Annotated in this window: 13 protein-coding genes; 7 read left to right on the top strand and 6 right to left on the bottom strand. The window is 52.1% G+C overall.

All coding sequences use genetic code 11. The annotated features are described in order from the left end of the window. Positions 1–57: 57 nt before the first annotated feature. The gene (gene ilvY, locus HZS52_RS22485) at positions 58–936 is read left to right on the top strand and encodes an HTH-type transcriptional activator IlvY (RefSeq protein WP_009287237.1); all 879 of its coding nucleotides are present in this window, start codon (positions 58–60) and stop codon (positions 934–936) included. A gap of 91 nt (positions 937–1,027) precedes the next feature. Here the strand turns inward: ilvY and HZS52_RS24560 are convergent, their stop codons facing one another. Both HZS52_RS24560 and HZS52_RS22480 read right to left on the bottom strand, forming a co-directional pair. Continuing rightward, positions 1,028–1,159 (bottom strand): putative transporter small subunit, encoded by a 132-nt coding sequence (locus tag HZS52_RS24560; protein ID WP_022520569.1) that lies wholly within the window; start codon positions 1,157–1,159, stop codon positions 1,028–1,030. Between the two features lie 74 nt (positions 1,160–1,233). Further along, entirely contained in the window at positions 1,234–2,886 is a 1,653-nt protein-coding gene (locus HZS52_RS22480) for a sodium:solute symporter family protein (RefSeq protein ID WP_190373728.1), read from the bottom strand. 473 nt (positions 2,887–3,359) lie between these two features. On the opposite strand from HZS52_RS22480, the gene HZS52_RS22475 reads away from it, so the two are divergent. Beyond that, positions 3,360–4,124, top strand: coding sequence for an SDR family oxidoreductase (locus tag HZS52_RS22475; RefSeq protein WP_190373727.1), 765 nt, complete (start codon positions 3,360–3,362; stop codon positions 4,122–4,124). A gap of 147 nt (positions 4,125–4,271) precedes the next feature. Next, the gene (locus HZS52_RS22470; protein ID WP_141439698.1) at positions 4,272–4,808 is read left to right on the top strand and encodes a YdeI/OmpD-associated family protein; all 537 of its coding nucleotides are present in this window, start codon (positions 4,272–4,274) and stop codon (positions 4,806–4,808) included. An 86-nt stretch (positions 4,809–4,894) separates the two neighbouring features. Here the strand turns inward: HZS52_RS22470 and HZS52_RS22465 are convergent, their stop codons facing one another. After that, complete coding sequence (locus HZS52_RS22465; RefSeq protein ID WP_190373726.1) at positions 4,895–5,563, bottom strand: FMN-dependent NADH-azoreductase; 669 nt, start codon at positions 5,561–5,563, stop codon at positions 4,895–4,897. A 139-nt stretch (positions 5,564–5,702) separates the two neighbouring features. Between HZS52_RS22465 and HZS52_RS22460 the strand changes: the two genes are divergently transcribed. Next, complete coding sequence (locus HZS52_RS22460; protein ID WP_190373725.1) at positions 5,703–6,551, top strand: LysR family transcriptional regulator; 849 nt, start codon at positions 5,703–5,705, stop codon at positions 6,549–6,551. A gap of 295 nt (positions 6,552–6,846) precedes the next feature. Here the strand turns inward: HZS52_RS22460 and HZS52_RS22455 are convergent, their stop codons facing one another. Beyond that, on the bottom strand, positions 6,847–7,662 hold the full coding sequence (locus HZS52_RS22455; protein WP_190373724.1) for an aminotransferase class IV family protein: 816 nt from the start codon (positions 7,660–7,662) through the stop codon (positions 6,847–6,849). Positions 7,663–7,742: 80 nt separating this feature from the next. Between HZS52_RS22455 and HZS52_RS22450 the strand changes: the two genes are divergently transcribed. Next, positions 7,743–8,093, top strand: a complete 351-nt coding sequence (locus HZS52_RS22450) for a MerR family transcriptional regulator (protein ID WP_022520562.1) — start codon at positions 7,743–7,745, stop codon at positions 8,091–8,093. Between the two features lie 118 nt (positions 8,094–8,211). Here HZS52_RS22450 and HZS52_RS22445 read toward each other — a convergent pair whose 3' ends face one another. After that, positions 8,212–9,429 (bottom strand): MFS transporter, encoded by a 1,218-nt coding sequence (locus HZS52_RS22445; RefSeq protein WP_190373723.1) that lies wholly within the window; start codon positions 9,427–9,429, stop codon positions 8,212–8,214. Between the two features lie 112 nt (positions 9,430–9,541). Between HZS52_RS22445 and HZS52_RS22440 the strand changes: the two genes are divergently transcribed. After that, positions 9,542–10,474 carry an AraC family transcriptional regulator gene (locus HZS52_RS22440; protein WP_022520559.1) on the top strand — a complete coding sequence of 311 codons (933 nt, stop codon included), beginning with the start codon at positions 9,542–9,544 and terminating at the stop codon, positions 10,472–10,474. 52 nt (positions 10,475–10,526) lie between these two features. On the opposite strand, the gene HZS52_RS22435 is transcribed toward HZS52_RS22440, so the two are convergent. After that, a complete protein-coding gene (locus tag HZS52_RS22435) occupies positions 10,527–11,315 on the bottom strand; it encodes a helix-turn-helix transcriptional regulator (RefSeq protein WP_190373722.1) in 789 nt (262 codons plus the stop codon). Positions 11,316–11,408: 93 nt separating this feature from the next. On the opposite strand from HZS52_RS22435, the gene HZS52_RS22430 reads away from it, so the two are divergent. Then, positions 11,409–12,974, top strand: a complete 1,566-nt coding sequence (locus HZS52_RS22430; RefSeq protein WP_223827994.1) for an MFS transporter — start codon at positions 11,409–11,411, stop codon at positions 12,972–12,974. The last annotated feature ends 91 nt before the right edge of the window (positions 12,975–13,065 follow it).

Below are 13,065 nucleotides of genomic sequence, written 5' to 3'. Positions count from 1 at the left end.
CTGTCGGTTAGTATTCGGACATCGCCACAAGCGCAGTCGCGGAGCGTCGGTCTTATTATGAATATTAAACTTTTAAAACAATTCCTTGCCCTGGCAGAAACGCTGCATTTTGGACGCGCCAGCGATGAGTGTCATATCAGCATTTCTGCGCTGTCGCGCAACATTCGTCATTTAGAAGACGAGCTGGGTGTACCGCTGTTTAATCGCGACAATCGAACCGTGGCATTGACTCAGGAAGGCCAGAAATTTCTTAAATACGCGCGCGATACCAGCAGCCAGTGGAACTTGATCCGCCATGAGTTAACTGACAACTCTGATCAATTAAGCGGTGAAATCAGCTTGTACGGTTCAGTCACCGCGAGCTACAGTTTTCTGTACGAGCTGCTGCGTCGCTTTCGTATCGCCTATCCTGCGATTGAAATAAAGCTGCGCACGGGGGATCCAGAACACGCGATTGCGCATGTTCTGGACGGTAAAGAAGACCTCAGCATCGCGGCACGCCCCGCAAACTTACCTCGCGGGTTAGCATTCAAGCCCATTGCCACATCGCCTTTGTTATTTATCGCACCACTTGAGCAGCAAGTGCCAAATATTCCCACGACCTCGCCAACCGCACCCGGAGAGTGGGCGAATATCCCGATGATTTTATCTGAAAGCGGTGTCTCAAGAACTCGTGTGGACGAATGGTTTCGCCAACGCGATATTGCCCCGCGCATTTATGCACAGGTCACGGGCAATGAGGCGATTGTAAGTATGGTGAGCTTGGGCTTCGGCATTGGCGTAGTGCCAAAAATTGTGCTCGATAACAGCCCATTGAAGGATCGTATTCGGGTGCTTGATGTGAAGCCTGAGCTGGAACCCTACGATATTGGCTTGTTTACGTTAAAGAAAAACTTAAAAAACCCGCTGGTCGATGCATTTTGGAGCTTGATGTAGGGTTACAAACCACGGCAATCCTTTGCCGCATCTCTTTTCCTTGCCTCTATTTTCCTTAACCACTGTTACTGTTCATCGATGAAGAGCTACATCACACCAGTTCACGCTTATCACGTCGTGCAATGCGAATGTCTTTGACGGTGGCGATGCCAATCACCGCGAAGATGACAAGTGAGATCAACGGCCAGATCAGTACATATAACGCCAAGATAAAGGTTTGCATGCGCTTTCCTATTGTCTGGCTGGTGCGCTTGGCGCACCAGCGGATGAAGTGATGAATCTAGCGTGGCGCTGGACTTAGCCTTGCGTCGCAGGTTTGGTCGGGTCGTAGTTGATCACTTTCTGATCGATCTGCGAGAAGTCGAACTTACTGGAACTCATCAGGCTGACCGCGATGCAGAAGATGGTGCTGACGCCGTAAGCCATTAAGGAAGCCAGCAGCACGGTGTAGTCCCGCAGGAATCCGACGCAGAAGTAGGCCAGCACAATGGCGCAGAGTGTGCCGAAAACCAAACCAATTCTGCGCCCACAGAAGCCGAAGGCCATCAGACCGAGCACCACACCACCGCCGACGGCGGCGAGTAGTTCAAACAGCCCCGCAGTGACGCCAATCATCGGTACTAGCTCGAATCGTGCGACACAGAACATCACCAAGCCCGCGATGACAGCGGAGGTGAAGGCCTTGTTGGTGACTCGATCCCAGAAGCAACTGGCGATGACCGGGAACACAATTGCACCCCACAGCGCACCAACGAAGACCAGCATGATCAGAATGTCCATCGAGAAGCTGGCAAGAATCACCCCGATCAGCGTCGCGACGATCATGGTTAACCGGCCAATAAACAGCATCTTGGTCGGGTCGGGCTTGTTTTTGGCAATGTTTTTACCGTAGACATCGGCCATCACAATCGCCGACATGGCGGAAAGATCCGAGTCAGCAGTGGAGGAGAGCGAACCGATCACCAGAATAAAGAACAACCCGATAAACACCGGTGAGAGGTACATTGAAACCATCTGCGGAATCAGATTGTTCATGTCGCCATCGATCGGCTCCATGCCGGTCATCAATGCCATCAAGCCGATCATGCCAAGACCAATGACAATGGCACCATAACCAATGGTCGCGGTGATAAAGGTCGGTTTGATATGATCTTCACGCACGGCGAATAGGCGCTGGGAAATGGTCTGGTTGCCAATGGCGTATGCTAGCACCGCTACAAAGAAGGGCGCACCTTGATTGAGGATCGCGTCCATCGAGAACAGGTTGGCTTGTTCTGGCGTAAGAAGACTCATGCCGTCTGACAGCGTTTCCGGGCCGCCGAGAGCAAACATTACCGCTGGAATAATCAGGATGGCCACGGCCATCATCGCCATCAGTTGGGCAAAGTCCGTCAGCACTGAGGCGCGGAAGCCTGACCACAGCGTATAGGAGAGCACCCCGACCCCAGCAATAACCACACCGGCCTGGAAAGAAAGGGGCGAAAGCACCGAAACCAGCGCGCCGGAAGCGGTGAAGTTGACCATCAGGCTGATGATGCTGCCCAGGATGTTGGAGGAGGCAAGAATCAGCTGGCTGGAAGAACCATGGCGGGCATGGATAAGCTCACCCAGGGTGTGCGCATTGGGCGCCAGTTTGCGAAAACGTCGGCCAAAGGGGTAGATAAACAGAATCATCAGCGCGCCCCACAGCCCGTAATGTAAAGGGCCGGAAATGCCATAGGTATAACCCGAGGTGGCGGCGCCGTAGAACGAGGCTGCCCAGATCCAGGTGGCGGTCATGCTGGCAGCGCCAAGGCCAAAGCCGATCTGGTGATTAGACACCATAAAGGCGTCAGTATTTTCCTTTTTCTTCTTGATCAGCAAGGTCAGCAGGTAAGTGCCGCCGTAAAAAAACGCCAACAAGGCGAGCACAGTCACGGTCGAGAATTGATAGAAACTTTCTTCGTTCATTGAATACCCATAGGCTTTGCAGCCCTAGCATCCTAAATAGCAACCACAGTTCCCTTGAAGGAGTGGCCGCGACAGGACGTAAGCAAAAAACAGAACATCTTTCTAGGTATGTCTGTAGCGAGATGATATCGCGGTTGGCGATCAGGTCGTGCAAGTGTCAGGCGCTGGAAACGCCTTAAATAGGGAGGCAGATGGACTTCCACAGTGAATCGCAACAAAGCGCTGGGGGAGTCGATCCGGAGGGCTACCCTACTCCCTTAAGCTCGAACAGTACAGGTTGAAGCCCGGCTCGTCGGGAATCAGCAGGCGGGTCAGCTATGCCGTGCCCTGAAAAGGCCACAGGTATGCTCAGCATTTTAGTACCTGCGCAATGTAGCAAGTTTCGGGTCGGCGCCAGGTAAAAGGCTTCTTATGATCTTCGCTGTTGGTGGGGGAATTTCCCCTTTTTCTGAACAGTGATGGAGGTCATAAAGATGGGTGCACTCGAAAATAAAGTTGCCATTGTTACTGGTGCCAGCGCAGGTATTGGTAGAGCGACTGCCCGGCTTTTCGCTAGGGAGGGAGCTACTGTCGTGGTAGCGGCCAGAAGAGAGTCAGAGCTGGAGGTGCTGGTCAGCGCAATAAAAGAGGAGGGTGGCCAAGCGTTAGCGGTTGCTGGCGACGTAGGTGATGAGGATTTCGCCAGAAAGCTCGTTGACGAGACGCTCGCGAGGTTTGGTCAATTGGACGCGGCATTTAACAACGCAGGCATTTTAGGTGCGATGGGGCCGGTGCCCGAGATGTCGTTGGCCGATTGGAATCAGGTGATCACGACCAATTTAACGAGCGATTTTCTGGCAGCTAAGTATCAACTGCCGGCCATGCTAACGAGTGGCGGTGGTTCGTTAATTTTCACTTCAACATTTGTTGGCTATAGCGCTGGAATGCCAGGCATGGCTGCTTATGCGGCCAGTAAAGCGGGATTAATCGGGCTGACGCAAGTACTCGCTTGTGAATATGGCTCTGATAACATTCGAGTGAATGCGCTACTACCGGGAGGCACGGATACTGCTGCAGCCAGGGAGTTTGCCAACACTCCCGAAGCATTAGCGTTCGTAGCCAACCTACATGCAATGAAGCGGACGGCAAAGCCTGAAGAGATTGCTCAATCCGCACTCTACCTGGCTTCAGATGCGTCCAGCTTTACGACCGGAACGGCACTATTGGCAGATGGTGGAGTATCAATAAATCGCGTCTGAATATAGGGCCTCACTCTGACTATAATCAGGATTAGGGGCCTTGAGCTATGCAGCAGCATGCCACAGGCAGCCCGTTCTGAAGGAGGGGCTGTCCCTTTTGATTGGAGTACTGTTAATTGCCACACTAAAAGTAGGATACAAAGAGCTATGACATCTCAGTTTAAAGCAACGCTTCTTCGGCCCGCCAAGCAGGATAGCGATAATTCATGGGCTTTTGTCGTGCTGCCCAAAAGCGTGAGTGAGAAGCTCCCACGGCGAGGCAGGACAACGGTAGAGGGCACTCTCAATACTTATGCCTTCCAGGCTACTCTTGAACCGGACGGCCAATTGAGCCATTGGTTGCGGGTAAGTAAAGAGCTGCTTGAATCGGCAGGCGTTAACAGTGGCGACGATGTCACCTTTGAGATTACGCCCGTAGAGCAGGAGCCTGAACCCGAGGTGCCCGCTGATTTGCAGGATGCCCTTGCAGCGTCTCCAGAAGCTCAAGCCGTTTGGAGCGATACCACGACGATTGCTCGCCTGGACTGGATTCATTGGATTACGTCCGCCAAGCAGTCCAAGACTCGAGCGAAGCGGATTCTCGATGCTTGCGACATGCTTGCTTCTGGAAAGCGCCGCGTTTGCTGCTTCGATCCATCTGGCTATTACAGTAAAGCGTTTAGCCCACCTAAAACGGCAGGTTAGCGTTGCAGTTTCTGTATTACTGTTCAAGATTAATAGCTTTTAAGCAGGGCAGCGCATATTGCACTGCCCTACTACTGCTTAAGGATTTATGCTTTGCTAGCCAAATCAGTCGCTAGTAATCCTGCATTTTTAAGCGCATTAGCAACTGATTCCTTATGCCTTTCGTCCCCAAATTCTTGGTACTCTGACGTTATTTCATAAAATGACTCGACACCCAAGTATCTGCCCAATGTTTTAATGTGTGGCCCGAGGTGATTCATATGCTCACGTTCACCTCCTGGCCCAAACCCAAATTCTCCGCATGAGGTCACTAAAATAAGTATTTTTCCAGACAAAAGGGGCTCTATAGGATGGTCGCCACGAGCCAAGTCAAAGCTAAATGTTTTATTTATACGCATTACCTGATCGAACCATGCTTTAAGAGGGGCGGGCATGCCGTAGTTGTACATAGGTGAAGATATTAAAATGACATCCGCTTGAGATAACTCGTTAAATAGCTGATCTGATAAAGCCAGTTTTTCGAGTTGCTCAGAACTTTTTCGGTCATCCGGAGTAAACACAGCGCCTATCCAGTCTTGGTCAATGAAAGCTGGTGGATTTAAGCCAATATCACGATAAATGTAATTATCTGTACTTTTAGCAGACCTCCATTTATCAACAAACTGCATAGCAATGCGCTTTGATATTGAGTTGTGGTCGGGGTTTGGGTTGGACGTCTTGCGTACGCTGGCGTCTATATGAAGTAATGTGTGCATAGTGGGCTCGACTGATAGTGATGTGGAGTGGCTATGCTGCCTTTTTGCCAATACTGCGACAAATGAATAAACTGGCTCGATAGATGAATAAAACTTACCTATTGAGAAACGGGTTTGAGTCCAAAATGGGGGGCTGGCGGTGAAGGCTTCATTGCAAGCGATTAAGGTGTTTGAAGCAGCAGCTCGACTGGGGAGCTTTAAAGATGCCGCTGAGGAGCTGTCGATAACGCCAGCAGGTGTGTCGCACCACATCAGCAACCTTGAGAGTAGGTTGGGAGTGCGGCTGTTTAACCGAAAAAACCGAAAAGTGATATTAACTTCAGAGGGGCACCAGCTCGCTGAGGCAACAACAGCAGGTCTGCAGAAAATTCAGACTGCGCTAGATAATATAAAGTCAGGGGCATCACGACTGAATGTTGATACCACTTCATCCTTTGCTGCCCTGGTGTTAATTCCGTTATTACATGATTTCAATAAAATCTATCAAAATATTGATGTTGAAATATCAACAGGTGAAGTGGTGGCATCTAAAGTTAATGCCCTCTCTATCCGTTTGGGAGACGTAACCCGTGTTGATGAGTCAAGCTTATTGAAAAAAGAACGTTTTAACGTGTATGGAGGCTCTTCTTTTATCAACTCTATCACAGCGGGTAAGCCTCCTATTGTCTACCTGACTAAATGGAAGAATAGTAAATTACCGGATTCACCTTGGGAAAGCTGGTTAATGGAAAATGGGGAGTCTCTTCCAAACTTTGAAATAAGATATTTTGATCAGGAGCTCTATGGCGTGTATGAAGCTATTGCTGGGAAAGGGCTGGTGTTTTGTTCAGAGACTCTGGTTTCTGACTTTGTGAAAGCTAACACATTGCAGCCAATGTCGTATCAAGGCGTTGATTCAATGCTGTGTTACTACATCCCGACCCAAAGTTGGCAGCATAGCGCCAAAATGCAGGCCTTTGTCGATTGGCTTAAGTCTAAAGTTAATTAAATTTCACATTATGTTTGCTAAATCTACCCTTATAAGAGTGAGTAAGGCATGGCAATTCAACACATACAAGCGAGCCTACATGCAGGCCCTTGAAAGCCTTTTGTTAAATAAAGGTGCGCTTACCAGCATTGAGCGAGCAACTGGTCTGTTGATTGCAACGTTTGAACGGAAAGGCCGTGTTCACTCTTGTGGTGGCGGGGGGCAATGTGCAATGCACTTTGCCGAAGAGCTTGCTGAGACAACGCTGGAAAATCGATGGTGTTGTCTCAGATTCCGCGCTATATGGAAAGACCCCCTACAACACACTGTTGGGCTCAGCTTGGTAGGCTTTATGAAGCAGACTGATGAACGGGGTTATTTCTGCAAAAGCAGTGGTAGAAATGGCAGTGACTGCGATCCCAGGTGTCCATGAATTCATCACCGCGGCACCGGGCAGTTCCTGAAGACGCTCAATGGTGATCTCCTCGTGGCGCTGGGCAATACCGAGGCGGTTTAGTTGGCGTTGAACAATACCCATCATGGTGCCCTGCAATATCGTTGCCTGTGGCCAGATCACCGTCTCACCGTCCCAGAAGGCAAGGTTCCAGATGGTTGCCTCGCTCAATCGCCCATGGCGGTCGACAAAGGCTGCATCGTCGAAACCCTGGCGCAGAGCTTGATGTAGATAGTAGGTTTTGCCCGCCTCACCAACGTGCTTGATAGAAGCTAGAGGTCGCTCGTGATCTACCCTACTCAGCCTCAACGGCCCTTTAGGGCCATTAGCCGGTGCGCTGCTACGGACGAGCACGTCTGGCTCCGCATCCATGCTGGCCGCGGTGAATTCGCCATGGCGGGAGAAGAGAGTGACCGTTAATGACTGGTCTTTCGGGCCTTTATCAATAGCTGTTTTGATGTAGGAGACCAGTTGCTCCTCGGGAAGCATCTTTCCAAAAAACTCTTTTGACGCTTTCTGCAGGCGGGCAAGATGAAGATCTAGCCCTTTGACCTCTCGATCTCGTACCTGCATGGCCGTGAAATGGGCAAACCCTGCAAAGGCCAGGGGTATCAGCTCTGAAAGAGTGGCTGGTTGCCCATTAATATGGGCCTGAAAAGTGCTGGTGTTAGTGAACATGGCATTAACTCCTGATTGAACTTGCAGTGAGGAGTCACTACCCTAAACCCTAACAGCGCTGTAAGAGTCAATAGAGTGAAATGAAAATAGGCGAGCTGGCAAAACGCACCGGAGTAAGCATTCGCATGCTGCGCTACTATGAAGCGGAAGGTTTGCTTAAGCCAACGCGCGCCACCAATGGGTACCGTCATTACGGGCAGGGTGAGATTCGCACTGTCGAGCGGATCAAACTGCTCGGTTCAGCAGGCATGACTCTGGCAACCATCAAGCAATTCCTACCGTGTGTGAGAGGGGAGGGCCCAGTTTTCGAGCCCTGTGACGAACTACGCAATGTCTTGCACGAACAAATTGAGTTTGCCGACCAGAAAGCAGCCAAACTGGCCCAAAGCCGTGCCATTCTGGAGAGTTTCCTGTGCGATATTGAACGGTGATGAACAGTGGGTAACGGGAACTGCAAGAGGCATGTAACGCTTGAATCACCGCATTTCCGCTGGGTGGTCTAGTCAACTGAGGAGCCGGGAAGTCTCACTACTCCCGGCTCTCTTGCTATCAGGCCGGGCTTTGTGAGCGTGGCCCAAATGACAGCACAAGCAGGGTTCCCAGGCTGGTAGTGATCAGGGCTAATAGGGGCCCACCCAGCGCGCCGAGGTAATCCACTAGTATGCCGCCGCCTATAGCACCGCTGGCGATAGCAACCTGAAAGGCGGCAACTATCAAGCCCCCTGCAGCTTCAACTTGATCCGGCGCGGCACGAACTATCCAGGTTTGAAATCCGATGGGAAAAGCGCCGAAAGCAAACCCCCACAGTGCGATAGACACGGCAGTAACGCTAGCCAAACTACCCGCGAACAGTAGCGTAATGGTGATCGCAATAATGAGTGCCCCACCAAACATAATGGCGTTGCGCTCGCTACGTTCTGCGATAAATGCACCGGCGAAATTGCCAAAAAAACCACCAATGCCAAAGCCGAGTAGTACCGCAGAGATTGCACTGACGGATAGCTGCGCCACCTCTTCAAGGAGCGGTCGTATGTAGGTAAATCCGGCAAAATGGCCTGAAATCATCAGCACTACGGCTAACAGCACAACGCGAACCTGCGTGCGTGTGAGCAGTTGGAAGAGAGTGCGCAGGCTTGGGTTGTCTTTTGGCGGCATGGCAGGAATGACGAAAAGCTGAGTCACGAGCGTCACTAGACTAAGGCAACTAGCGGCAATAAACGCACTGCGCCACCCCCAGAGACCACCAATATAGGCGCCCAGAGGGGCTGCGCAAACGGTAGCGACAGACACGCCGGTCAAAACAATAGACATGGCGCGTGCAAACAGATTGTCGGGCACCATGCGCATTGCCAGGGCAGCGGCCATCGACCAGAACCCTCCCAAGGCAATTCCCAGCAGTACTCGAGCAAAAATTAAAACAAAAAAGCTATTCGCCGTTGCCGCCAAGACGTTGGAAACGACGAGCAGCAGCGATAAACCAAGCAGCACAAACCTACGATCAAAATTGCGGGTCAGAAGTGGGATTGTTAGCGCGGCAAGCGCAGCTACTGCAGCAGTAGCCGTGACCGCTTGGCCCGCGGCGCCAACGGAGATGTTGAGATCCGCTGCCATGGCCGTCAGCAGGCTGGCCGGTAAAAATTCGGCAGTCACTAAACCAAAAACCCCCAGCGCGAGGCTGACAATGCCCATCCAATTGGCTGAGGTAGGTTCAGCGGTGGGTGTTGCCGTTAGTAATGACGGGCTGGCGGAGCAAGTAGTGTCGTTCATTGCAGGCCTACTAAAGTGTTAGTTGAAGCTGCAGTGTAAAATTAAGGGTTTGGCTTTTCTATGATATAAAATCCGTAAAGCATGACTATTTGTCCAAACCGGGTTCATTAATATGCGCGACACCTTAACTGAAATTCTGCTCGGCCTGCGCCTTGAGGGCGTGGAGTATGGGCGCTGCCTGCTGCGCGCCCCTTGGGCCGTCGCAACCTCTGCCCAGCCAGCAGCACTTTTTCTTTTTGTGGCTCAAGGCGGGTGTTGGTTGCGTACCGAGACAACCGAGTGGACATACCTGAACGCTGGCGATGCGGTGCTCTTTCCGCGTGGAGCGTCCTACGTAATGGCCAGCTCGCAGGACGTGCCTGCAGTGGATAAGGCTACGTTGGCTCGTAGGCCGGTCTCCGAGAATATTTATCTGGTGAACAGTGAGTCAAAAGAGAGTGATATTGAGCCGGATGTGCTTTTTTGTGGCGCCATGCACTTCAATCTCGACCCGCTACACCCTCTGATTGCGATAATGCCTGACATGATGCGCGCTAGCGATTTGGCTAAACGTGATCCCTCGGTACCTGCCTTATTGGAGGCAATGGAGCGAGAAATTAGCCTGGATCGAATCGGTGCCTGCGGCATACTTGCCCGTTTGGCCGATGTGCTGGCCGCCACTATTATTCGTGCTTGGATTGAGTGTGCCTGCAGCGACTCTAGCGGCTGGATTGCAGCCGTGCGCTGCCCACAACTCGGCAAGGTGCTGGTAGCCATCCATACGCAGCCGGAGCGCGATTGGTCAGTCGCCGAGTTAGCGGATGTCATGGGAGCTTCGCGCTCAAGCTTTAACGATAAGTTCAGCCGGATGTTAGGGGTGACTCCCGCCAAGTATGTGGCGCGGGTAAAGATGTTTCAGGCTCGACAGTGGATAGCGCGGGACAATATGCGCATCGCCGTGGCCGCGAACCGGCTTGGCTATGACTCCGAAGCCTCATTCAGTCGCGCGTTCAAACGCATTATTGGCCACCCGCCGAGTGAGGCACGTGAAGCAGAGACCGTGTGACGGTTGAGTCTTCTCTTCAATATTCCGTGAAAGAAGATGGCATAGGAACGATTTAGCTGTCGAAGTAAACAACCATCTTGAGATGACGGTGCTCATCAACGATTAGCGTCTCATGGGTATAAGTATGATGCCCGCCCTCTGTATCGAGGAGGCTGCTGATTCCTCGATGGTAGCCTTCCATACTTGAAGCTTCCCACCAGCGCCGAAAGTCTGGAGATAACTGACAAAGCTCGTCGATCAGCGTTTGCATGATCGGGTCTTCAGGGGCGACAGCTAAGTCACAACGAAACTGCGCCAGCATATGCGAGGCATCCAGTTGCCAGTCAGGAAGTCGTCGGCGTAGATCGGGGGCGGTAAATACCATCCTTAGCAGGTTGCGTTCAGACGCCTCTCGGCTGCTGAACTGAAGTAGCTTATCGGCCTGCGCATTCCAGCCAATAACATCCCAGCGCAGATTCATGACGTAGCTAGGGCGAGAGAGATCATCCATCAGCGATCGTATCCGGGGAGATATGCTCTGCTCTTGATACGCTTCTGCTGGCGGCGCTCGGCGGTGTGCCAACAGAAAAAGATGACAGCACTCGGCGTCATCCAGTTTCAGGGCACGGGAGATATTGAGCAGGAAGCGTTCGGAGACCTTAATGTCACGGCCCTGCTCAAACCACGTGTACCAAGTCAGTCCTACCCCAGCAAGCGCCGCAACCTCTTCTCGCCTTAGGCCCGGTGTACGCCTTCGCCCGCTGGTGGGAAGTCCAACGTCCGCGGGCGTCAATTTGCGACGATGCCGCAGCAGGAATTCGGTGAGATCACTCTGTGTTCGTTCAAGCCTATGATTCGACATGCTATTACCTTTGGTAATAGGATAATTGGCTATATTGTAACCTCATATTGAGTGTCTGAGAATGCCTGCTTCCATGATGAAGTCGGAGGCTACATGTCATTCAATTGTGATGTTCACACCCCTCTCTATACGGTTGCAGGAGGACGGCCTTATAACAAGGCTGGCCTTAAAGAGTGGGCGGGGCTTGCGGTATTGGCACTGCCCACCATGCTGCTTGGGCTCGATGTAACTATTCTCTACTTGGCGCTTCCAGCCCTGGCGGTAGAGCTACAGCCAAGCAGTACCCAGGCGCTGTGGATTATGGACGCCTATGGCTTCATGATCGCCGGTTTTCTGATCACTATGGGCACGCTAGGGGATCGGATTGGCCGACGTCGGCTACTGATGATGGGAGCCTCTGCGTTTGCGGTCGCGTCGGTGTTTGCAGCTTATGCACCCAATGCCGAGTGGCTCATTGTGGCGCGGGCAGCACTGGGTATTGCCGGAGCAACCCTGATGCCTTCTACGTTGGCCCTGATTAGCAATATGTTTTTTGATTTGCACCAGCGGGCACTGGCGATCGGTATATGGGCAACCATGTTCGCACTGGGTATGGCGTTAGGCCCGGTGGTCGGTGGGTTGCTGTTAGCACCCTTTTGGTGGGGAGCCGCTTTCCTAATTGCCGTGCCCATCGTCATCATACTGTTGTTAACTGCCCCATTACTCCTGCCGGAGTACCGTAACCCACAGGCAGGCCGTCTGGATCTTTTGAGTGTCCTGTTGCTGTTGATAGCAATTTTGCCAAGTATCTATGCCATAAAGGAGTTCTCTAAAGCAGGATTGACGCCACTGGTATTGGTTACTCTCGCACTAGGCGTAGTGGGAACACTGTTCTTTGTGCGTCGCCAAAAGCAGCTTCTCGATCCACTGCTTGATCTCAAACTGTTTGCCAGTAAAACCTTCACTGCCGCCCTTTTTATACTCCTGATAGGGCTGGTGGGCGTGGCGGGAATGATGCTCTTAGTTACCCAATATCTTCAGCTAGTGGCGGGCTACACGCCGCTGATTGCTGGGTTGTGGATGGGGCCGCCAGCGCTGATGATGGTACTAGCCGGTATCCTTGCCCCTATCTTTGCGCGCCGAATTCGGCCAGCGTTTGTTATTGCTTTAGCGCTTATGCTTTCAAGCATCGGTTGTGGTTTTCTGGCTCAAGTAGACCCACTCTCCGTTCAGGTACTCCAGGTCGTAATCGGATTTTCACTGGTATACCTGGGGCTGGGTACCATCGCCGCGCTGGGCACAGACTTGGTGGTAGGGTCTGCACCTCCGGAAAAAACCGGGTCTGCATCGTCGATGTCCGAGATGGTTCAAGAGTTGGGGGTGGCACTAGGCGTAGCACTTCTCGGCAGCATGGCGACCCTGTTGTATCGCGTGCAGATTGCCAGTGCGATTCCTAACGGGATGCCAGACGATATCTCCCGTGCCCTTGGAGAAAGCTTGTGGGCAACAACGTCAGTTGCTGAACGACTTACCGATGGGATACTTGAGCAAGCCCAGTCTGCGTTTACGCAAGGTATGAATATGGCCGCCGCAGTAAGTGGCGCCACCCTTTTGGCGCTTGCGTTGATATCAGCCGTTACTCTACGGCATGTGAAAGCCGTTGGAAAAGAGAGTGATTGAGTGGCCCACAGGGTAGGGGAGATAGCGATAAGTATCCGAAATGCCCTGGCCACTAGCCAATGCTTTGGCGTACTCCTCGTCTCCCAGGCGT

It is taken from the genome of Vreelandella titanicae, assembly GCF_014697095.1.
GTDB classification, from domain to species: Bacteria; Pseudomonadota; Gammaproteobacteria; order Pseudomonadales; family Halomonadaceae; genus Vreelandella; species Vreelandella titanicae.
The sequence above is the reverse complement of the archived record's forward strand: the minus strand, read 5'-3'. Positions and strand labels throughout refer to the sequence as shown.